The organism is Gimesia algae (genome assembly GCF_007746795.1).
Classification (GTDB): Bacteria; Planctomycetota; Planctomycetia; order Planctomycetales; family Planctomycetaceae; genus Gimesia; species Gimesia algae.
The window spans coordinates 7845347-7868160 of the sequence record NZ_CP036343.1; the positions used below are offsets into that span (position 1 = coordinate 7845347).

At 51.9% G+C, this 22814-nt stretch carries 19 protein-coding genes; 6 read left to right on the plus strand and 13 right to left on the minus strand.

Translation table 11 applies throughout. The features are described 5' to 3' along the window. Positions 1 to 122: 122 nt before the first annotated feature. The 4 genes from Pan161_RS29960 to Pan161_RS29975 form a co-directional block, all read right to left on the minus strand. Positions 123 to 1814 (minus strand): PPC domain-containing protein, encoded by a 1692-nt coding sequence (locus Pan161_RS29960; protein ID WP_197995598.1) that lies wholly within the window; start codon positions 1812 to 1814, stop codon positions 123 to 125. Positions 1815 to 1848: 34 nt separating this feature from the next. Then, entirely contained in the window at positions 1849 to 3186 is a 1338-nt protein-coding gene (locus Pan161_RS29965; protein ID WP_197995599.1) for a DUF1501 domain-containing protein, read from the minus strand. Positions 3187 to 3242: 56 nt separating this feature from the next. Next, entirely contained in the window at positions 3243 to 5699 is a 2457-nt protein-coding gene (locus tag Pan161_RS29970) for a DUF1549 domain-containing protein (RefSeq protein WP_145232380.1), read from the minus strand. Positions 5700 to 6000: 301 nt separating this feature from the next. After that, positions 6001 to 6552, minus strand: a complete 552-nt coding sequence (locus Pan161_RS29975; RefSeq protein WP_145232381.1) for a 5' nucleotidase, NT5C type — start codon at positions 6550 to 6552, stop codon at positions 6001 to 6003. Between the two features lie 121 nt (positions 6553 to 6673). Between Pan161_RS29975 and Pan161_RS29980 the strand changes: the two genes are divergently transcribed. Genes Pan161_RS29980 through Pan161_RS29990 form a run of 3 tightly spaced genes read left to right on the plus strand, consistent with a single transcriptional unit; the run spans position 6674 to position 9727 of the window. Then, the gene (locus tag Pan161_RS29980; protein WP_145232382.1) at positions 6674 to 7516 is read left to right on the plus strand and encodes a Rieske 2Fe-2S domain-containing protein; all 843 of its coding nucleotides are present in this window, start codon (positions 6674 to 6676) and stop codon (positions 7514 to 7516) included. 59 nt (positions 7517 to 7575) lie between these two features. Beyond that, complete coding sequence (locus tag Pan161_RS29985; RefSeq protein WP_197995600.1) at positions 7576 to 8913, plus strand: dipeptidase; 1338 nt, start codon at positions 7576 to 7578, stop codon at positions 8911 to 8913. Positions 8914 to 8953: 40 nt separating this feature from the next. Then, positions 8954 to 9727 (plus strand): NAD-dependent epimerase/dehydratase family protein, encoded by a 774-nt coding sequence (locus Pan161_RS29990; RefSeq protein WP_145232384.1) that lies wholly within the window; start codon positions 8954 to 8956, stop codon positions 9725 to 9727. A 116-nt stretch (positions 9728 to 9843) separates the two neighbouring features. Here Pan161_RS29990 and Pan161_RS29995 read toward each other — a convergent pair whose 3' ends face one another. The 5 genes from Pan161_RS29995 to Pan161_RS30015 form a co-directional block, all read right to left on the minus strand. Next, entirely contained in the window at positions 9844 to 10773 is a 930-nt protein-coding gene (locus Pan161_RS29995; protein ID WP_145232385.1) for a leucine-rich repeat domain-containing protein, read from the minus strand. Between the two features lie 298 nt (positions 10774 to 11071). Continuing rightward, entirely contained in the window at positions 11072 to 11806 is a 735-nt protein-coding gene (locus Pan161_RS30000; protein ID WP_145232386.1) for a hypothetical protein, read from the minus strand. Positions 11807 to 12026: 220 nt separating this feature from the next. Further along, positions 12027 to 13331 (minus strand): hypothetical protein, encoded by a 1305-nt coding sequence (locus Pan161_RS30005; protein WP_145232387.1) that lies wholly within the window; start codon positions 13329 to 13331, stop codon positions 12027 to 12029. Further along, positions 13303 to 13830 (minus strand): anti-sigma factor family protein, encoded by a 528-nt coding sequence (locus Pan161_RS30010; protein ID WP_145232388.1) that lies wholly within the window; start codon positions 13828 to 13830, stop codon positions 13303 to 13305. Before Pan161_RS30010 ends, Pan161_RS30005 begins: the two co-directional genes overlap by 29 nt. A gap of 31 nt (positions 13831 to 13861) precedes the next feature. After that, positions 13862 to 14479: an RNA polymerase sigma factor gene (locus Pan161_RS30015; protein ID WP_232103564.1), complete on the minus strand. Its 618-nt coding sequence runs from the start codon at positions 14477 to 14479 to the stop codon at positions 13862 to 13864. Positions 14480 to 14810: 331 nt separating this feature from the next. Here Pan161_RS30015 and eboE point away from each other — a divergent pair, with 331 nt between their 5' ends. Beyond that, complete coding sequence (gene eboE / locus Pan161_RS30020; RefSeq protein WP_145232389.1) at positions 14811 to 15977, plus strand: metabolite traffic protein EboE; 1167 nt, start codon at positions 14811 to 14813, stop codon at positions 15975 to 15977. Between the two features lie 16 nt (positions 15978 to 15993). Then, complete coding sequence (locus Pan161_RS30025) at positions 15994 to 17094, plus strand: XdhC family protein (RefSeq protein ID WP_145232390.1); 1101 nt, start codon at positions 15994 to 15996, stop codon at positions 17092 to 17094. Between the two features lie 26 nt (positions 17095 to 17120). Here the strand turns inward: Pan161_RS30025 and Pan161_RS30030 are convergent, their stop codons facing one another. Beyond that, the gene (locus Pan161_RS30030; protein WP_197995601.1) at positions 17121 to 17480 is read right to left on the minus strand and encodes a co-chaperone GroES; all 360 of its coding nucleotides are present in this window, start codon (positions 17478 to 17480) and stop codon (positions 17121 to 17123) included. Between the two features lie 535 nt (positions 17481 to 18015). Here Pan161_RS30030 and Pan161_RS30035 point away from each other — a divergent pair. Further along, positions 18016 to 18441, plus strand: coding sequence for a ferritin-like domain-containing protein (locus tag Pan161_RS30035; RefSeq protein ID WP_145232391.1), 426 nt, complete (start codon positions 18016 to 18018; stop codon positions 18439 to 18441). A gap of 72 nt (positions 18442 to 18513) precedes the next feature. On the opposite strand, the gene Pan161_RS30040 is transcribed toward Pan161_RS30035, so the two are convergent. From Pan161_RS30040 to Pan161_RS30050, 3 genes are all read right to left on the minus strand, one after another. Continuing rightward, the gene (locus Pan161_RS30040) at positions 18514 to 19725 is read right to left on the minus strand and encodes a cofactor-independent phosphoglycerate mutase (RefSeq protein WP_145232392.1); all 1212 of its coding nucleotides are present in this window, start codon (positions 19723 to 19725) and stop codon (positions 18514 to 18516) included. A 164-nt stretch (positions 19726 to 19889) separates the two neighbouring features. Then, positions 19890 to 21251, minus strand: a complete 1362-nt coding sequence (locus Pan161_RS30045) for a hypothetical protein (protein ID WP_145232393.1) — start codon at positions 21249 to 21251, stop codon at positions 19890 to 19892. A 211-nt stretch (positions 21252 to 21462) separates the two neighbouring features. Then, the gene (locus Pan161_RS30050) at positions 21463 to 22635 is read right to left on the minus strand and encodes an isocitrate/isopropylmalate dehydrogenase family protein (protein ID WP_145232394.1); all 1173 of its coding nucleotides are present in this window, start codon (positions 22633 to 22635) and stop codon (positions 21463 to 21465) included. Between the last annotated feature and the right edge of the window lie 179 nt (positions 22636 to 22814).

Genomic DNA, 22814 nt, shown 5'->3' on the forward strand with positions numbered 1-22814 from the left:
CGTGTTTGTCGTGGTCGAAAATAATGATGACAGGTTTGCCGGTTCCCTTTGTGAAGTGATACCTCACGAGGCGGGTCGACACATGGGGCGCCCCCTGCGAATCGAGTTTGCAGTGCAGGGTCCTACTTCTTCTTAATTGTCAACCACAGGTAAGGCAGTTCGAGATCCGCTTTGGGACGGGCGGTTTTGCGTTTGGGGCTGATGCCTTTGATGACAGCGGTCGGCGTGTGGACCTGCGTCTTGTCTTTCAGGCTGACACCTTTGATTTCCAGCGGGCCCTGAAATACGACATCCGCCTTCGCTTCCAGCTTCAGTTTGACCGATTTTTCGGTCTTCTCTTTCAACTTGGAAACCACGGGCTCACACGTCACCCCTGCGGGTAACCCAGCCACGCTGATTTCAATGTCATCGTTGAACCGCGGACTCTGGCGATTCACAGTCACTTCGATTTCCAGTGGCTTGTCGCCGGCGGTCAGCGTGTATTGTTCTTCGGTGGTCTGCAGCGAAAAGTCGGCTTCGGTAGGCTGGATCGACAGCAGGTAGACATAACGAAAACCGCCATACTGAAATCGGTCGGTCACTTCCAGACGATACTCGCCGTCTGCAGGAATCCCATAATCGAGTTGGGCGTCATAATAATTCCGGCGGGCATCATCCACTTCTTTCAGCAGTTTGCCTTTCGCATCAAACAGCTTGATGTAAGCATCCAGGGGATAACCCAGCATATATGTGTCGACTTTGAACGTCAGCTTGTCCCCTTTTTTCGCCGTGAAGCGAAATGAGTCGATCTCTTTCGGTTCTGTGATTTTGCCGGTGACAGTCGCTGGGATCGTCAGCAGCTGTCCCTTCTCCGCCTGACTCTCTTTGGTCTCAAGAACGACAGGTGTGGTACTCAAGGGGATCGTGAGCCAGTTCCCCAACCGGGGATGGCTGAGCAGGGCCTGTTCTTTCGACTCGGTGACGGTCGGCAGCAGTGTCTTTAAATCATCGGGTAGATTCCAGCCTTCCAACGCCACCGGCGTCGCGGTAGACGGATGCCAGGCGAGCGGTAGACTATGGTCGATGAACGGACCTGTCGTCAGCGTCAAGCGGTAAATATAAGACGCAGCGCCGGCAAAGCGAATGGTACTGTTGGGGTCTGCAGGAAAGGCGAATGTGCGCACATAATAGGTTCCGTCTTCCGGCGCGGTAAAGACAATCCGCGGATCAAACCAGAGGGTATCTTCCATCTGTTCCAGCACGGTGCCTCGATGGTTGATGATCTGCAGCAGGCCATCCATGGGGGAACCCAGCTGTTCATTCGCGGTCTGCGAAGCAATCAGAGTCTGACCCTTTTTCAGTTTCACCTGAAAGGTATCGACATCGCCGCTTTTGGCCAGCACGCCATTAATGGTCACGCCTGGCAGTTCACATTTCTGGGCATGCTCCAGGTCTTCGTTCGGTTCCGCTTCGGCCTGCTCGGGAAGTGTCCCCACGATGAACGGTCGGATCTCGGAAGCCCCTTCCGCATTATGAAAACGCAGCCAGTACAAACCGGGCTTGGCAGCCGCGTCGATCTGGACGGTGAATTGCTTTTCTTTACCCTTAGCGGGTTTCTCCGGGATCGTGACTGTCAAGCCGGGAGCCGACGTCCAGACGGAAACCGGCGCCGTGCCCAGAGTTTTATCAACGCTGACTTCCACCTGCTGCCCTATCTGACCACCGGCTGGGTTCAGATAGTTCACGCTGGGAGGCGCTGCTTTTGCTTGTGGAAACAGACTGGAAACCAATGCAATCGAGACAACAGCGGGCAGAATCCGAGCGGTAGACAACATTGGTAATCTCATTCTCAGTCAGGCGGTGGGCAGTTTATGCGAAGAGTTCCGGAATCGGTGTCGGATCGCTGACCAGATGCGAAGGACGGCCTTCCGGCGTGTAGAGCATTATGTCAGGATCGATACCCATTTTTGTATAAATGGTCGAGACAAAGTTTTCTGGAGAAAGCACGCGTTCGACAGCTGAGTAACCGGCTTTGTCGGTCGCTCCGAGAGCGAGTCCGCCGGGTGTTCCGCCGCCGGCCATCAGGACGGACATCGCATTCGACCAGTGATCGCGGCCGCCGCCGGGATTGATCTTCGGTGTCCGACCGAATTCACCCAGTGCCAGTACCATGGTCGTATCCAGCAGACCGCGTTCGTCCAGATCTTCGATCAGTGTCGCGATGGTGTTTTCAAAGGAAGGCATACGACCACGGAACGACTTGAACAGACTGCCGTGATTGTCCCAGCCCCCTTCGTACAAGGTGACGAACGGCACACCGGCTTCGGTCAGACGACGGGCCAGCAGGGCACGTTGACCGAATGAGTTTCGACCGTATTTATCGCGTAACTCGTCGGACTCGCGATCTATTTCAAAGGCCTTCTGTGCTTCGGTGGAAGCGACCAGGCTATAGCCTTGCTCATAGTATTCATCCAGGCTGAGCACCGGATCGCCGGCGACTTTGTCCCGGATGCGTTTCAGCTGATCGACCTGCTGACGCAGATCGCGGCGAGTTTGATAGCGGCTGTCAGTGAGACCGCTGGGAAGAGACAGGTCCCGCACGCGGAAGTTGGATGAATTCGGATTGTCCGACATAACGAACGGGGCGTACTTGGCCCCCAGGAAGTTCGGTCCGCCGGAACGTGACATGCGGGGTATGGAGAAATAGGCGGGCAGATTGTTGGTTGTTGGTTTCTGATGTGCAACCACAGACCCCATGCTGGGATGGAAGCTCACAAATGCGCCACAGCCGACTGGAATTCGTGGTGGGGCACCGGTCATCATGTAATGGTTACCGGCCCCGTGGTTCCCCTGGTTATGGCGGATTGACCGGATGACCGAGCATTTATCGAAGATCGACGCCAGACGCGTCATGTGCTGCGAGAACTGGACGCCGGGCACCGTCGTGGAAATCGGGTTGAATTCGCCGCGAATTTCAATCGGTGCTTCCGGTTTGGGATCGAAGGATTCATAGTGCGAAGGACCGCCGTCCATCCAGATCAGGATCACGCTTTTCGCGGTGGCTTTCGGTCCCGGAGCAGCGGTGCCTTTGGCCTGGGACTGCAGGCGAAGTAAGTCTACCATCCCCAGACCGGTCATGGCACTCAAGCCGATCTGCAGGCAATTTCGTCGTGTGATTCCATTGCAATTCTTTGAAATATTCATCATTTCTGATCCTGTTGGTAGTGATGTCAAACAATGATTCCTGGTGGAGCAGGGGAGCTTCAGTTTTTGAAAAGGTATTCCGGTGTATTGAGCAGTGCCCACATCAGGTCTTCGATGACCTGCTGTCGATCAGCCCCTTCCTGTTCAAACAGGGAGCGCCCCAGTCGTTTTTCTTCAATGGTCGGATAACGTGAATAAGCCGTCAGATAGATTTCTTCTACGATCTGATCGGGCGTCATTTTACTCTTGGCCCATGCGGCGCTGTTGCCATTCTTAGACTGTATGCGGGCATACAGATCACGGGAATTCATCATATGCAGAACCTGCACGACCGTGGTATCTGTCGTCCGTTCGCAAGGCGGATCCTGGTTGGGATCGGGACGGCCGAAGGAGTCGAGGAAGACTGAACTGACGCGGTGCGTCCAGATCTGTTTGGCCGTTGAATCCTTGGGCATGGCTGAAAATGAATCGGGCACGCCGATCATTTCGCTGACGCTGTCCAGCAGCACTTCAGCCCGCAGCCGCTGACGATAATGTCGCGAGTAGTTGCGCGTATCACCGACGTTCGTTTCATTGGGCAGGGCACTCAAGCTGTAAGTATAGGAACTGACGATCGTTTTAACGTATTTTTTGAGGTCAAATTTCTGTTCGCGGAAATTCTGTCCCAGCGCTTTAATCAGCGGCGCGTTACTGGGCGGATTGCTTTCGCGAAAATCGTCGATGGGTTCGACAATGCCACGTCCCATCAGATCCGCCCAGATTCGGTTGGCATTCACTTCAGCGAAGAAATGATTCTGGGGTGAAATAATCCAGTCTGCCAGTATTTCGCGTGGATCCTGATTTTCTTTAATCTCAGGCACTTCGCCAAACAGGGGGCGGGGTGGCAGGACTTCATTGGTCAGCGGATGACGCACGCTGCCGGAATTCGCTGTGAAAATCAGCTCTTCTGAACCGGAAATCGGGGCCGAAATTCCGCGGCCTTTACGGCCGATTTTGGCGAAGTAGGCCGCGAAACTGTAGAAATCTTCCTGACCCCAGACTTCGTTGGGGTGGTGATGACACTGGGCACAACTCAAGCGAATTCCCAGAAAGAGCTGACTGACAATTGTAGTGAGCTCTTCGGGTTTGCGACGATCACGGAACATGGTCACCGCACCGTTATGCCACGTGCCCCCTTGCGCAGTCAGCAATTCATGCGTGAACTGATCGAGGGGTTTGTTCTGGTGAAACGATTTCCGAATCCAGGCATCATAACTCAAGACGGTCTTGATCCCCACATGATACGGATTGGGTCGCAGGAGATCAGCCCATTTGTTGGCCCAGTGATCGCCGAACTCGGGCTGTTCCAGCAGATAATCGACCAGCCGATCCCGTTTGTTGGGAGAAGGATCCTGCAGAAACGCCCGTGCTTCTTCAGCAGTCGGAGTGCGTCCAATCAAATCGATGGCAACACGCCGTAGATAAGTGGCATCGTCAATCGGTTCAGAAGGTTTCAGTCCGTATTTCTTCAATTTGTCCCAAACCAGACCATCAATGAAGTTATTGCGAGGCAGCTTGGCATAGAAACTGTCCGGGACTGTATTCTCAGAAGGAATCGTAACGCTCAGGGAGGCGAAATTTCCCATGTAGCGGGCCATGATCGAAGCTTCACCCATCAGCGAACCCGCGGTCACCAGACCGTGCTCATCGACGGAAACGTAAACACTTTCGCTCGACATGTATTCGGCGAGGTCCGTCACATCGCGGGTGGAACCATCACTGTAATATGCGGTCACCACCATCTGCTGTTTTGTTTCAGGCTGCATGATCCGCTCGGTCGGTTCCGCCGAGATTTTCACGAGCTTCGGTGCCTCAGCAACAGAACGTGTGGCACCTTCCGCGATCCACTGTTCCATAATGTTGTAATATTTGCTGCCTTCAGGCAGTTTTTTACCACCGCCGTGCGGAATCTTGCCGGCACCTTTGAGCAGGACGAGGCTTTGATCCGGTGCCAGTGGCGAAGCACGGCGACCCCGTGATTCCTTCGTCAGCGCACCATAATCAAATTCTGGATCGAAGGCGAACATCGACAATTGAAATCCACCCTGACCGCGCTGTTTTCCATGACACGCACCGCTGTTACAGCTGAACCGCGAAAACAGCGGATGCACATCGCGCTCAAAATCGATTAATGTCTGCTTGCCGAAATCTTTGACTTCGACGGGCACTTTAATTTTCGTGGCACCATCGGTCACGGTGACCGTCGCTTTTCCGTTCGAGACAGGCTCAATTACGCCGGCTGCATTCACCTGAACCACAGCGGGCTGATCGGACTGATACTGCACTTCGCGAGTCCGGTCGATGGACTGTTTGTTTTTAAGACCGGAAACCAGTAACTGCTGCCGGTCGCGGTTGCCAACCAGTTGTACTTTTTCGGGATAGATCGTCACAGCTTGCTGCGGAGTCTCAGCGGCTCGCGCAGAAATGGCGGAACACAGCAGCAGACAGGCTAGACATTGATAGAGAAGAGATTTCATCTCGTGATTCTATCCCAATTCAAAAGGAAGGAGACACTATGAGGTCTGGCAGTAAACAGTGCTACGAGGAAAGTATAGGCAGGACTGCAGGCACATTTTAAAGCAACTCGTGAGCACTCGTCGTTGCGCTTTCAGTTGCCTGCAAATATATATTGTCTCTTATATTTCCTAATCGTCAACTATCATTTAACAACTTTATTTATGAAACACGTCTTAGGATACCTTCTCTGAGTGGCAAAAACTACCCCATATCACAGAAAACGTATCGTTCGTACACCTTTCGACACTTGCAATTTAACGGTTATCCGACTTGCGTCATTTTTTCCAGCTCTGATTTTACGTAGCCAACACGGTCCGTGATGGCATAATTTTCATTCCAGGGTTGAGGGAACAGAATCGCCTGTCCGCCATGCTCCCGGAACAGGTCGACATTCTTATGCTGATCGTCAATCAGCACGACATCCGGTTTTGCCAGCAGATATTTTTGCGTACCGATCATGAAATCCATGAACAGGGGTTGCTGAAAATGCTGCCTGAGCCATTCGACTTTGGCCGACGCACAGGCGGCACTGCGACTGGGAGATGTGCTGATGGTCATCGGGGCTGTCTGTTTCAGTAGAGTCAGCAGTTCGTCGAGCCACGGATAGGGAGGAAATTCCTGCCAGAAGCGTCCGCCGACAGAATCGACGGGTTTCCAGAATTCATCTTTCGTCATTCCCAGTACGCCTGCGTAGTTCCGCTCTCCGGGAGGCCACTGTTCCAGCAGATGCCCCTGATCATGTAATTCAAGAATGGCACCCATAAAATCGGAAATCACGCCATCCATGTCCAGTAAAATATGTCGCACAGCCATGCTGTTTTTCACTCCGGGAAGAAACTTTGATGATAAAACGGTATGATTACCCTTTGAGCATATAATAAACTGAATGTGACAACCATCGTCTTACTGACCGTTTTTAATACTGGTGAACTTAATGGCCAACTGGATTCCGCTGGGAAACGCATATGAAATTTCTCCCGGCACACGTAAAGCTTATACCGTTAAAGGCACTGAGATTGCTGTCTTCCATGTTGCTGACGGAGATCAGCCGGGAACGTTTTACGCCATCGACAATGCCTGCCCGCATCAGGGCGCATCTCTGATTGAAGGCGAGGGGTGTGGCACGGAAGTCACCTGTCCTCTGCATGACTGGAATTTTGATGTTGCCACAGGCGAGTGTCATGACTTTCCTGATTTCGCGTTGACCCGCTTTGATCTCAAAGTAGAGACCGGCGTGTTAATGGTGGATGGTGCGGCGTTCGGCGATCCGGGGCCGCCGGCGAATCTGTTTCTGGTCCGCTACGGTGCGATGGGCTGGGTCGATCATTTTTCCGCAGAACCCGAAGACGACTATCCTCACCGTACTGCCGTCCTGCTGGAAACCAGCCGCGGTGAAGAAGTCGGAGAGATTCTTTCTGCAGTAGGTCAGATGGAAAAGCCGCCGACTGCCGCCGGTTCCATCGTCCGCGAATTCACGCCCACCGATCAGTCAGCTCTGACCAGTCAGGAAGATGTGACCGCACGCGTCTTCCAGGATTGTCAGACCCTGATTCAGGAACGGGGTATGCCGACCGAAATCATTGACTGCGAACAACTGTTTGATCAGCAGACCGTCGTACTGTATTATCTGGGAAGCCGCATGCCGGCGCTGGAAATACTGGCACAGGAACTCAATGCCAACTACACCTGGCGAATCGTGTTTCATCCGGTCGATGAAGCGCCTGCAGCATCCAGCTGTTCTAGTGGTGGTGGCGGTTGTGGCTGTAATGAAAAATAAAGAACCTGCCTGAAGAACTCCTCCCACAACTTGTTCCAACACAGAAAACGGAAGACATCATGAGCAACCCTATCAACCGCCGTTCTTTTCTGGGTACTTCACTGGCGGCAACCAGCCTGGGCCTGGCGGCTGCCGACTCTGCCACCGCCGCTGAACAATCTCCAGCAAAACCCGCTGCAAAACAGAAGCCGATTCAAAATGAAGTCATTCTGCACGCCCGCCAGGTCGCACTTGACATTTTGAAGCCCAGCAAGAAACAGCTGGCGCATGGACTGGAACTGCATGCGGAATCACTGGTCTTCGATTCGTACGGCTTTGCACCCCGCTCAGCCGTCGATGGAGAGCGTCTGGCGGAAGCCATCAGCAACCATGCGTCGACCGCAGAAATTCAGGATCTGCGGGAAGACATGTCGATGACCCGCTGCGTGACCGACCCCGCCGAGCAGCGCGAATTCAAAGAAGCCTTCGACGCTTCCGGCGTGACCTGTATCTTCCAAAACGCGGGCGAGGAAGGGCAGGACCCCATGCGACTGATGAAGCGGCTGGCGCGGTTCACTTTCACGACCGACATGCTCTCCGACTTTGTTTTTAAAGCGGTGACACCGGAAGACATCGTGCAAGCCAAACAGGAAGGACGTCACTGTCTGTATCTGACAGGGAATGGCGTCCCCTTAACGCAACAATGGGTAACCACTACAGACGAAATGAAATACATGCGGATCTTTTTCCAGCTGGGGATTCGCATGATGCACATGACTTACAACCGTCGCAACATGCTGGGTGACGGCTGTGCTGAACCGGCGAACGCGGGACTGAGTGACTTCGGTCGTACCGTCGTGGGGGAGATGAATCGACTGGGCATCATTCCCGATGTCGCGCACTCCGGCTGGCAGACCAGTCTGGAAACCGCACAGGTCTCGAAAAAACCGGTTGTCGCCAGCCATTCCACCTGTGCTGCCCTCCACAAACATATTCGCAGTAAACCCGATGAAGTCATCAAGGCCATTGTGGATACGAATGGTCTGATCGGCATCTGTTGTATTCCCCGGTACCTGGGCGGCAAAGGAGATATCAGCGCGTTGCTGGACCATGTTGATTACGTGGTCAAGAATTTCGGCATCGACTATGTCGCCATCGGTACTGACGTGTCTTACACTTCGCGCAATAATTCGCTGGAACGCAAAAAAGTGCCGCGTGCTCCGCGGTCGCGCACTGCCTGGCGCAGCTTGTGGCCTAAAGATCCCTTTGTCGAGTCACCCGAAATGCGAACCAGCGTCTCCTGGACCAACTGGCCTCTGTTTACGGTCGGACTCGTCCAGCGGGGATACTCCGATGCCGACGTCCAGAAAATTATTGGTGGCAATGTATTACGTGTCTGTCAGGAATCTCTGACTTAAACTCAGTTTCGATTCTTCTTCCAGCAACGGGTCTACTACGATGCGAGTTTTAATTACAGGTGCCGCCGGTTATGTCGGTCGCTATTTCGCCGCACACTGGCAACCGACGAATGACCTGGAACTGGTGCTGGCAGACATTCATCCTCTTGCCGATGATCCACGGTTTATCACTCTTGATCTCACAGATGCAGCGCAGACCCGTGCGGCAATGGAAAACATCGACGCCGTCATTCACCTGGCAAAACAGGCTGACGAAGGCCCGCTGGAAGGGGATGAGTTAAACGGAAAACGTTTTGATGTGAATGTGAAAGGCACATTTAACCTGCTGGAGGCAGCCCATGCTGCTGGCGTGAAACGCTTTATCTTTACCAGTACGGTGATGACGGTGCTCGGCTATCCAGCGCCACAATGGGTGGAATCGGATGCGCCGCCACTGCCCGTGGGTTCGTATGCCCTGACAAAACAGCTTTGCGAAGTCATGTGTCAGCATTACGCACGCGCGTATGGCATGTCGATTGTCTGTCTGAGGATCCCCAAGCCGATCGACCTGGAACACCCGCTCTGGAAGACACATCCACTACGGCCTCAATGGGTGCCTTTTCCCGACTTGTTACAGGCTTACCAGAAAGCACTGACCGCCGAGATTTCAGGCTGCGAAGTCATAACCATCGTGGGTGAAAGTTCCAACCGACGCTGGGATCTCAGCAAAGCCGAAAAACTGCTGGGCTATCGACCGACACTCATTCCAGAAGAACTGGGATACGCCATGGGAACCGAAGATCAGCCGATTCCCACGGAAGACCATTATGCCTGAGCTGGAATCTTCTGGTAGACTGTGTCCCGTTTTACTGTAGCGTCTACAAGTCCATTTGGACCGAATATAATAGATTGTGAGACGCGATGGTTAAATGTGATGCGCTCTAGCAGCGATTACTGTTCCACGCGACAGTAAGGCAGGCTCTTTTCGAGCTTGGCAATCCCCTCTTCGGTGATCTCAGTACCATCAATGTACAATGTGCTCAAATTCTTCATCTTTTTGAGGGACGAAATACACTTGTCATTGACGTCCGTATTTCGCAGGTTCATATCCACGATATTTTCGAGCACTTTAATTTCGGAAATACCGGCGTTGGTAATCTGAGTATCATTCAGTTCCAGCCACTCCATGTCTTTCATTTTGGTCAGATACTTCATTCCATCGTCAGTGATTTGCGTATTTCGCAGCCACAATCGCTGCAGGCGGGTCAAGCCTTTAATCTGCTTGAGACCTTCATCAGTAATCTGAGTATCACGCAGGAGCAGCACACGCAGTTTTTTCAGCGTCTTGAGGTGAGCCAAGGCCTCATCTGTGATCTGGGTCTCAGATAAACCCAGCGTTTCCAGGCTCTTTAAACCAGAAAGCTGTGCCAACCCGTCTGCTGAAATTTCGAGTCCCGTCAGAAACAGCTCTTTCAGACTGTCCAGTCCTTTCAGGTGCTTCAAACCTGCGTCAGTCACTTTAGTGCGCGACAGGTTCAGGATTTCCAGATTCGACAGTTTCTTGAATTCTGCCAGTCCGGAATCAGAAACGGGAATCCCATGCAGCGTGATCTCACGCAGACTTTTCAAGGACTTGAGATGAACCATTCCCTCGTCAGTCACTTTGGAACCGGAGAGATCCAGTTTTCGCAGTTTGGACAGGCGACCCAGATAAACCAGACCTGCATCAACCAGCTTGGAACCTGAAAACGAAACCTGCGAAATGTTACCGTTGTAATCCATCTTCAAGTTAGCACTGATTTCTTTCAGTGACTTGATATCGGTTTCCAGTGTTGATTCCTGGGGAACTTCTTCCTCTGAACCGGTGGCAGCTTTACTCATATTGATTGCCTGTTTCGAATTGATATTTCTGACTCAAATCAGGCTACTCCTACTCTGGAATACTATTCATCAGTGCAGTTTTTCCCGATTTTGTTTCTAACACTCGCCAATTCTAATATACACATTATTCCAAACCTTCGCATGTGAACGGACGATTTTTCTTCGGGAATACTGGTCTGAAGTACCTCTTTGAGCATCACATTTCGGCGACGAACCTGTACAGGCAGGGAAATCCGGCGAAATGAGTCAATTGAGCCGCCCTGATCTCTGTGAAATGCGGGCGGCTCGGGAGACTCTGCTATTTGACCTGCTTGCCAAACAACAAAAGTTCATCAAAGTTGCCGGTATCATCGAATGAGCCAATGCCCACACGTCCGGTCAGGAACGTTTTGTCGGTTGCGGTCATCACCGGCTCTTCCATGTTATCAAAATAAATTTTGATGGAACCCGATTTCGTATCCCGCACGACGCGGGCGTGATGCCATTCGTCGTCCCAGTCGGTACCGGCTGTGGTTTTTGTAGAGATCTTCGTGCGGGGCTTGTCGTTGACGATAAAGATCTGGTTGGCATGATCGTCCATTTTTTTGCCTAAGTGCACATAGTATAAATGGGCATCATCCTGGTACCCAAAAAACAGGCACAAGTCACGATGTCCGTAGTCGGGAATAGTGGACTGCAATTTCACATCGAAGATAAAGTCACTGACATCGATATTTTTCAGTAAGGCACGGTTATAAGGAGAACGGACAGGTGGCTCGAATTTGCTTCTTTTCTTCATCAGGCTGAAAACATGATTGTCTCCCTGGTGAATCACCTTCCAGGCTGAGTCATCAGTCGGTTCCCAGTGATCGGCATTCCCCGATTCAAAGTTCTCCTGAAACAGCAAAGGCAGTCCCTGCATCGTTTTGGGAACCTGACCGGGCTCATGCGTTTTAAGTGGTGCCGGTTCTTTGGCTGACAGAGCAGGGTGGCTGGCAGTAGAAATCAGCATCAGACCGGCGATCAGGCTGGCGATGGTCAGAATACGTAACATGGTATGGCTCCCGTTCATGAAAAAGGCGCTATCGCAGGATGTTTCGCGTTTCGCAATAGGCATAACGCGAAAGGAGGCTGCGTTTCGATGGAACTTCAGGTTCTAGATCGTATCAATTTAACCATCGCGTCTCTCAATCTATGATACTTGGTCCCAATGGCCTTGGAGATGCTATAGTAAAACCGGACACAGTCTATCAGACAGGATTGCCAGCCATTTTTCAAGCATCAGGGGGAACCTGGGCGGGAGGTCGCGGACCAGGCTCGCCAATTCGTCTTCGCGGAAGTCGATTACCGGGACGACCATCGGGAGCATTCGGCCGGCGTTCTTTCATGTCCTGCATACGTTCTTTCAGTCCGCCCCGGCGCGGACCATCAAACGGATTATTCTGATCGCTTTCAGGTATGAAATCAGTAATGACCTGCCTCACCTCACGCGAACGCTGCTGGATTGACTGCCGGACCTGTGCGGGTAACTGATTCTGCAGGTATTTGTATTTGAGTTTTTCCTGCATCTCATCCGGGGGATAGCGCATTAAATGATCTTTGTAATTGGTGTCCAGTGTCTCGAAGAACTGTTGCAACTTATCTTCGGGTGGCTGGATAGCATCCAGCTCCTGTTTGACCGACCTAACCAGCTGATTCACAAGCCCCTTAGCTAAGAAAAATGTGACCATCCTGCGTTTATGGTCGGAATCGGCTGAGCGTAGCTTGCCCCTGAAACCACGGGCATCTTCATTCTCCCGAAACGGGTTCTTTTTATCATCCAGCAGCTCAAAGATCTGATCGACGGTTTCCGGGGGAGGCCAGGCAGATCCATTCTTGTCTTCATCCCGTTTTTTAAAGTGGACGGCAGTCTGTAATACTGCCAGTGAACGTGCAAATTCTGAGAGTTCCGTTTTCGCGTTCGGATATTTGACAGATACCGGCAGGCTGCGTTCGATAATACCGACCACTTCCTGGAATTTCTCAGGATCAGGAGGCTGCCCCCAGAATATGAAAGCTAATGGAGGTCTTCTTAAATCCAGATCCATAATTTTGGCGAGCTCATATAAATTCCTGCCACTTCTGCGGCGGTCCGGCGATTTCTGCTCTGCACGGAATTTACGAATCAGTTCCATCCGCTCACGCGTCGTTTCTGCTTTACGCAAATCTTCCTGTTCCCAGGGAGAGAGTGTTTTAACCCACGCATCATAGGCGTGCATGACGCGATTGAGTTCCGGCTGACTGCGTGTCGCTTCATGCAGCTTGCGCAAGCGTTGTTGTTCTTCAGGAGACAGTTTCTGGAATTTATCGTAGTTGCGTTTTAACTGCGCCCGTTCAGCGGGAGACATCGCTTCGATTTTTTTACGGTTCTCCTGCTCCGATTCATTTTCCGGATCGGCGGCGCCCAGCAACACGATTACACAGACCAGCAGCCCGCCCGCCAGGCCCGTTGCGCGCAGCGCCAGCGACCACAGTGCGGAAGGCCCGTCTGCCACCTGTGCAAAATTCTGTTTAGCGTTTTTGCTGTTGTGCGATTTCATTGAACGTTCCTGATTTTTTCAATGCTTCCAGAAACTCCAGACTTTGTACTTCGGAATAAGTATCCAGATTTTCGATAAACGAAAATTCTTCCAGCAGCGGATCGGATTCATCGGGGACCCACTGGTTGGTAATCAGATAGCCGACCAAAACAGAGCACGCCAGACCCAGAGTCCAGCCTGCTGCGATGGTTGCTCTGCGCAGCTGCTGTTTTGATTTGCGGCTTAGAAAACCGCCGCGTTTCTGTTCTTCTTCCGCCAGCGCTTCCAGTTGCACGGTCTTGATGGTGGAAAGTGTTTTGTCGGTAAATTCCTGAGATGCTTTGGCAATCGGCAGTTTATCCAGCAGTTCCCAGGTCCGCTCCAGGCCGTCAACGTGCGCGCGTGTTTCTTCGTCTGTCGACAGCGACTGCTCGACTTCGATCGCTTCCTGCTCGGTCACCTCACCATCGAGATAAGCGACCAGCTTTTCGAGTTCCTGATTATTCAATTCTTTTTTCATCGTAGGACTCTATAACGCAGACCTGATTGAATTAACCTTTAATATGTTTTTCCAGTTGAATACGCAAATTTTCACGCGCCCGTGATAATAATGATTTGACTGCCGCTTCCGAGAGCTTCATTGCTGCGCCGATGTCGGCATAACTCATGCCTTCAAATTTATGTAACAATACCGCCATTTGCTGTCGTTCGTTGAGGGTTTCCAAAGCCTGACGCACCACAGCCTGAGTCTCTCTCAATCCTACCTGACGCGTCGGCATCATTCCCGATTTTTCCATCAGTAACTGCTCTTCGGGACGGATTCCCAAGGGGCCGGAATCATGAGGGCTGAGAGTGACTTCTTTGCGGCGGCCTTTGTTGCGCCTCGAATTGCTGGCCAGATTATTGGCAATCCGAAACAACCATGTGGAAAACTTCGCCTTGGGTTCATACTTGGCACGTGACCGATAGATCCGCAAAAAGACTTCCTGGGCCAGATCTTCCGCTGCTTCCTGATTTCCCAGCAGATGACAGAAAATACCGACAATCCGGTCCTGGTAATTGGCTACCAACTCGGTGAACGCACCTTCATCGCCGTCCCGGGCGCGCAGCATCAACTGCACGTCAGGATCACGTAAGTAGGGTGAGTTCACGATTTCCGTTGTAACCACGACTGACTGCTGACTCCCATCTTTCGGGGTAATTGACCCACATGTACTAAACACGCGGCATCACAAAAAGTTTCTCACAGAGTTTGAGAGAAACCCGCTTTTTGTCTGTTTCCAAGCAGGATTGTAACCGTTATCGTCGCTAAACTTACAGGTTAACACAAGTAGCCGCCGATAGAAAATCCATTCCTGAACCGCATTCGCTCCTGTTAATTTCGTTAAACAGGTAGTCCGCAGATTTGTCACGGGTATGATAGAAGCAGTTTTCTTTATTTACTGCACATGATCCATTTTTCTGCTTCCTGCTGACAAAAGGGCCCTCTGAGGAAGTTTTATGACTCTAAATACACTGCCTTTGAGTTATTGCACCAACGTGCATCCCGGGTTAACCGTCGCAGAAATCCTACAGAAACTCGACGAGTTCACGCTGCCGATTCAACAGCAGTTAGGTACCCCGCTGGCTGCCGGTCTGTGGCTGGCCGAACCAGTGATCGAAGAAATTCTCTCGACTGCTGACGGAATCGCATGCTTTGCTCAGGAAATACAGAACCGAGACCTGACCTGCTACACCCTGAATGCGTTCCCCTATGGAAACTTCCATAGTGAGCGCGTCAAAGAAAATGTTTACCTGCCCGACTGGTCACAGCCGGAACGTCTGGAATATACCAAAGGCTGTGCCCGGGTCCTCGCAGCGCTACTGCCTGAGGACGTGGAAGGCAGCATCTCTACAGTGCCCCTCGGGTTTAAAAAGTTCGAGCACGCGCCCGATTTCAGCAAAGTCTGTATTGAACAACTGATCGAACTGGCAACCTTTCTCAAACAACTGAAAGAAGAAACCGGACGTACCATTCGCCTGGCGATTGAGCCCGAACCCTTCTGTGTGATCGAATTCACGCATGAACTGATTGTGTTCTTTGAGCGATTGTATGAACGTGCCGCGGAAAAGCAGTTGCTGGGAACCGTCCGAGAATATCTGGGAGCCTGCTACGATGTCTGTCATCAGGCGGTGGAATTTGAAGACATCCCCGGTTCCATCCGACAGATCACCCATGCGGAAATCCGCATCAACAAAATTCACATTTCCAACGCGATCGAACTGGATCGTCCCGGCGAGAATGAAGCCGGCCGGGAATTACTGGCGCAGTATGCAGAGCCCCGTTATCTGCATCAGACAATCGGCAGCCTGCAGAACGGCGACCTGTATCGCATCGTGGATCTCACTCGCGACTTCCTGCTCGATCCGGATCCCCGTCTGAAAGAGACCGAAAAGCTGCGGGTGCATTTTCACGTTCCCGTGGATGCCCAGTCACTCGGCCCACTGGGGACCACGTACCGCGAGTTGCGCCAGGCGCTGGCAACCGTCAAAGAACTGGATTATGCACCGCATCTGGAAGTAGAAACCTATACCTGGGAAGTCTTGCCCGGAGATCAGAAACCGACCCTGGTCGAAGGATTGACGCGCGAACTGCAGGCGGCCCACAATCTTTTGAATACGCTTTAAGAGATGTGATTCAACCATGCGTGAACTATTACTCGAACTGGAAAAGGCGGTCCAACAGCAGCGTCCCGTCTGCTATACCTGTCTGGTCGAAACCCGTGGTTCAACCCCGCAGAAACCAGGCGCTGCCATGCTCATCTTCAGTGATGGTTCGCAGGTGGGTACCCTGGGAGGTGGCTGTGTGGAAGCGGAAGTCAAACGTCGCGCGCTGAGACTGATTGACGCGGAATCCCCGGAGATCATGACGTTTCAACTCGACAACGACTACGGCTGGGATGACGGCCTGATCTGTGGCGGCCGTATGAAGGTTCTCGTGGATCCGGTTAAAACGGAACAGGATCTGCAATACTACCACAGCATGCTGCAACTGCTGGAAAGTGATCGGGGTTGCACGGAAGCGATTATCATCCCGCCCGAGTCGGCTGAAGACGACAATAAACCTGATCGATTTCTGATTGACGCCGAATCAAAGCTTGTCGCAACTCGCGGTAAACAGGAAACCCCGTCTCGACTGTTTGACCACTTGAAACCAATTAAAAATCGCCCCCGACCTTACGTCAGTCAGGGCATTGCTTATCTGACCTTTCATCAAACCTGCCAGCTGGTGATTGTCGGCTGCGGGCATATCGGTCAGAAGGTCGCTGAACTGGCCAGTGATGTCGACTTCGATATCATCGCCGTCGATGATCGCCAGGAATACTGTAATGCCAAGCGCTTCCCGGCGGCAAAGCAGCTGATTGTCGGATCGTTTGATACGGCTCTCAGCAAGCTGACTGTCACTCCGGATACGTTTGTCATCATCGTCACCCGCGGGCACAATCATGACGAAGAAGCCCTCGGCCATCTGGCAACCACGGACGCGCGTTACATCGGAATGATCGGCAGCAAACGAAAAGTGAAGCTCATTTTCGAAGACCTGCTGCGGCTGGGAACGCCACGCGAAGCACTCGCGCGGGTGCACGCTCCACTGGGATTTGATATCGGTTCACAGACGGTTCCGGAGATCGCGCTGAGTATCGTCGCCGAACTGATCGCCTATCGTAACCTGGATGCGCTTCCGGAAGGTTACCAGAGAGCAAGCCTGGTGGACGACATCAAAACGCCAAACACGGCCGATTAACATCGGCAGACAGGAGCAGGGGAAGCTTACTCTTCCCAGTCCTCGGGATCTTCGTATTCCCGTTCTTCTGCTGAGCGGACTTCATTGGTCTTGGCATCGCCTCGACGGAACACGGCGACCACATCTTCAATGGGGACCACAAACAGCACATTGTCCGGTTCGAAATCCACGGGAATCGCATCGCTGGGGTTGAACAGCACTTTGTCGTATTTCTTGACCGGAAAATCGTCGTCCCGTTCAATCTGCACACTGATTTCCACGACGCGCCCGGTGATGTTCGGAATCTCGGCCTTATCGGGAAGTACAATCCCCCCCTTGGTCGTCTGGCGACTTTCGTCTTTACGAATGAGAATTCGCATACCCAGAGGTTCAACCCAGTCTGACACTAAAAATCTCCCCGTTTCTTTTCAATTTCATTCGGATCAACCAACGATCCCGGACAATTTGACGGAGCGTATTCGATTCCGTCTCTAGTCAGGCCAGAGCACAACACATTTTAGCATAGCATCTCTGGTATGATTAAAGTCGGTCCAAACTCCCCTGGAGACGCTACGGAAAACCGGACACACTCTAAAACAACCTCGCCAAAATAACCTTATAAAGGCCTGAAACACAATCATAGTCCATGCGCCCCCTGAAAAGAACCCCGAAAATGGCGACTGATGTTCCGTTTACGTACAATTTGACGGGTATCAAAGCCTCAAAACCTGCTCATTCCCTCATCAGAAATCGAATTGGCGAGTGCACTACTTTGATTTTTTTGACTTTCTAAAACTTTAATCAGTGAATTTTCAACGACTTCGCGTTCTTCTATAGTTGATTAAATAACTTGTACATCTATAAAGAGACTACAGAGGACCAGAAATTTTACCCCTCAGAGGATCTACTTTGATTCCGGTTTTATAACATCAGGAGACAGAAATGGACAAAGAGAAAATGATTGCCAACCTCAATGAGGACCTGGCAAGTGAGCTGGCTGCCATCATTCAATATACCACGTACGCTGCCAAAGCGACCGGTCCCTATCGACCGCAGTTGACGCAGTTCTTTCTGGCGGAAGTGCCTGATGAACTGGGGCATGCACAATTTCTGGCGAATAAGATCGTCGCTCTCGGCGGAGAACCTGTCACTGTTGCCGGTAAAGTTACCGCAGCACACAGCAATCATGAGATGCTGGAAGCAATCCTGGTTGCTGAAAAAGAAGCGACCGCCGGGTATACCAAACGCGCCAAAGAAGCCGAAGAATTTGGCGACAAAGGTTTGGCCGTTCAACTGGAAGATATGGTCCGCGACGAAAGCGGACATGCGGAAGAAGTCGAACGCATCCTGCGCGACTGGCCATTATAAGCACAAACGGTTCAGCGGCTCTTAAGACAGGTCAGTCAGAATTAATTTCTGACTGACCTTTTTTTTCTGGTCTTAACTGGGTGTCCCAAAGAAAAATGGCATCAGCTGATGGCCTTTCGGCAGCAGTAGATTACTGGCGCCTGCCGTGATTTCATCATAACTGCTGGCCTGATCCGGACGGACATTTGTGCCACAAATTCCAAAAGGTACATAGCCATGACTATGAGTTTTAGTGCGCAAAAATGTCGGGTGATCCGGGCAAACCAGGATCCGGTAGTTTCCTTGAGATTTCAGGTACTCGTGCACCGGGCCCACGATGTGCTGATCGATATTCTCCAGCGCCTTGATCTTTTCTTCCACTTCCCCTTCATGGGACGCTTCGTCGGTCGCCTCGACATGCACGACGACAAAGTCTGAGTTCTTCAGTGTCTCAATCGCAGCCCGCCCTTTGGCAGCATAATCGGTATCGATGTATCCAGTGGCTCCTTCAACTTCGATCACATCCCAGCCCAGCAGACGTCCCAGCCCCCGCAGCAGATCGACGGCGGTAATCACAGCCCCCGTTTTGTGAAACTGCTCCAGAAACGGTTTCAACGCCGGACGACTCCCCTGACCCCAGAGCCAGATCTGCGTTGCCGGCGGCTGCCCGTCAGTTCGCTTCTGGTTCTTTTCAGATTTCGTAAACAGTTTCTTACTTCGCTCCATCAGATCCAGCAGCAGTTCACTTCCTCTGCCCGACGGCAGATCATGTTCGATCGGCTGGTCGGTTAAATCATGGGGAGGCGTTGTCGAGGTGCCTGTGTCGAATGGCTGATCATCGGCATCTTTCGCACGGTAAATAAGCAGATTCCGATAGCTGACCCCTTGATGAAATTCCCACTGGGATTCGTCTGCCGTCGCTTCCTGCAGGAGCGCCACCAGCTCTTCACCCACATCATTGGGGAGCTGCGACGCTGTGAAGCTGGCCATGTTCCCCTCAGAAATTGTCACAAAATTACAACGGATCGCCCAGTCGTGCGGTCCCAGTTCAATCCCCTGCGCAGCCGCTTCCAGAGGCGCACGCCCCGTGTGATACACCAGCGGATCGTAACCAAACAGGCTCATCGTCCCCACATCACTGCCGGAAGGCATGGAAGCAGGGACCGTATCAGTTCGTCCCAGAATGCCTGCTGCTACTACAGCGTCCATCTGAGGAACATTGGCAGCCTGCAGGGGAGTTTTTCCCCCCAATGTTTCCTGCGGTTCGTCCGCACAACCATCTGGAATCACGAGCACATATTTCATTTCAGGATCTTACTGTCAGGCGGGATCAGGGGAATTGGATAAGAGAACCGTTTGATCCTCAATATCCTGAATTTTCATCGTTCCTGCAAGTAATCTGAGTCAGGAAATGTCGAGACAACCCTCGATCAAGGCCCATGCAGCGAATCTCAGAACAGATCGACCCCTTATTGAGGAGCAGGATCCGCTGCGACAAAATCTTGCGGTGGCGTCATTTCAGCAGTAATGACTTTCCACGAATCACCCATTTCGCGAAACTGATTGAAATCTTTCGGCTGATAGGAAAACTCGAGTTCGGGCGTTTTCATCAAGGCCTGTCCTTTCTCAAAATAATAGTGCATGGCGGCATCCAGCGCGCCGGTCATCAGCAGGGTGCGTTCGCAGGGGTAGGGCTCTTCCTTGTGAACAAACAGATGCTGAATCGCATGCGAAAACGCCCGGAACAGATTGCGGTTCCCCCAGGGGCCCGGGAAGAACGTCGTCGCTTTCGGCTGCGCTTCTCCTTTTATCTGGCAGGCAAAGTTCCAGCGGACACCGTTCGAACCGATTTTCAACATCGTGGCTCGAAAACCATCCTTGTACTCCAGCAGAATCCCATGTGGCTCTGCTGCCCCTTCACTGCCGATCGGGTCGAACAGGCCCCGTTTTGTATCACCCAGTTCCGCCTGCATGGCTGCCTCTGCCAGCTTCATGGACCAGCGTCCCTGGCGGCCGGCTTTGATCAGATCATCGCCTTTCAAAAACTGAACCGTCGAAATCCCCGTTTCGCCTCCCTTGCGGAATTCGACCATCGACTGCAGAACCTCAAGTCCGTGGATATCGTATTTCTCAATCGGTCCCCCATGAATCGAGACGGCGTCTTCCAGTTCCGTACCATAAGGGATCTCCAGCGGAATCGTACGTTGAGCCAGCGGAACCGAACTCCCCACCATCATCGGGAACTCGTACTTCCGCGAAGTATCGTACATCTCACGCGCCCAGTCCCAGCGATAAGAAAAATGTTTGTCACTGAAGACGGGGACAAAGCGTTTTGATTTCTCCATGACAGCCACGATTTCATCAAAGAACCGTTTGCGGGGATACTTGGTCTGTCCGAATTTGGTATCGGGATAATCACCGTGCTCACCAATCGAAAGCACCGCGTCGACCGCCAGTTCGTCACCGCCCTGTGTGAGTGCTTCAGCAATCGTTTTATAAAACGGGATCTCATATTTTTTTGCAATCCCCCGGGAGAGATCGCGGTCCGTAAACTGATCGCCGTAGAAAGAGACGACATCACACTGCGGATGTTGCAGCTTACCGTTAAACAGGTAAGGCCCTAAAAAAGGATGCAGAATATGAAATGCATGTGACAGATAAAAACATTGAGTATAGACGGCAGCTACGGTCGGACGCTTCTTATCGGCTGCTTCTGATGCCTGTTGCTGCCAGTGCAAACCGGTGGTACCTGCAAACGCTGCAGCGCTCAGTTTTAACATTTCACGGCGGGAAAGGGATGACAACGGCGGTTGAGAAAAACGATCCAGCATGGGTTGACTCCTGGGGTGGGCAAAACGAGGCGAGAATCTACTCTTATCGTATCAAACCATATTGATCTCTTCACCAGTTTTTTGGGGGAGCATTACCATTTCTCATAGATTTTTTCAGGAACTCTGAGCGATCGGGAATAAAAAAACTGCGATGCAAAGCACGTAAGTGGCCTTGCATCGCAGTAAATTTTAAGCGCAGGTAACTCAGGAATTATCGCATTTTCGCACAGATGGCTTCTGCCATCTCCTGAGTACCGACGGCGGTCGGATCGTTCCGATCATCTTTCAGATCGTACGTCACGTCTTTACCTTCTTCAATCACGTCAGCAACTGCCTTGTCCAGCTTCGCAGCCGCTTCGTGTTCGCCGAGGTAATCCAGCATCATTTTCCCGGACAGAATCAGTGCAACCGGATTCACTTTATTCTGCCCTTTGTATTTAGGAGCAGAACCGTGGGTCGCTTCAAAGATCGCTGCTTCTGTTCCGATGTTCGAACCAGGGGCAACACCCAGACCGCCCACCAGGCCGGCACACAGGTCACTCAAAATATCACCGTACAGGTTGGATGTGACGAGCACGTCATACAGTTCCGGTTTTTGAACCAGCTGCATGCACATGTTATCAATCAGGCGCTCGTTGTATTCAATGCTGCCACCACAGTCGGTCGCAATCCCGGCCAGTTTCGCATCAGGTTCAACGCCTTCTGCCAGTTCTGCCCATTCAAACTTGGCACCGTAGGATTTCGCGACGGCGCGGGTTTCATCATACCACAGGCCATCTGTGAACTTCATGATGTTCGCTTTGCAGATCGAAGTCACCGACTTGCGTTTGTTATCGACGGCATATTTGAAAGCATAGTTGGCAATATCGCGGGTACCCTGGTACGACATTGGCTTAATGCTGATACCGGTCTCGTCGAGCGGAGTATTGATCTTTTTACCCGTCGCGAATTCATTGATCTTTTTGATCAATTCCGCTGTTTTTTCCTGGCCGGCCTGGAACTCAACGCCGGCATACAGGTCTTCGGTATTTTCCCGAACAACGACCAGATCGACGTTGGAATCGGCAAAGTAGGTCCGCACACCTTTGTAAGTTTTACAGGGACGAATGCAGGCATACAGGCCCAGTTCCTGTCGCAGGAACACATTCACACTGCGGAAACCTTTTCCGATGGGTGTGGTGATCGGTGCTTTCAAGGCAATTTTGTTTGCCCGGACTGATTCCATCACACGATCTGGTACGCCACCTTCGGCTTCAATGACTTCGATTCCACATTCCTGAACATCCCAGTCGATTTTCACGCCAGTGGCATCAACACATTTTCTGGTTGCCTCGGCGATTTCCGGACCAACTCCATCGCCTGGAATTAATGTGACTTTATACATCGTTTCCTCTAATACTTTTGACAAAAAGGGAATGCGACCAGGTTCTCAAGTGTTACGAATACCACGCTACGAGCCTGCTGACTCTTGAAACCAAAGGCCATACTGGTTGATACTGAATACTTAGCTCACAGACAAGCAGTGACCGTATCAAAACGGAAATCGCTTTTCAACTATACGCG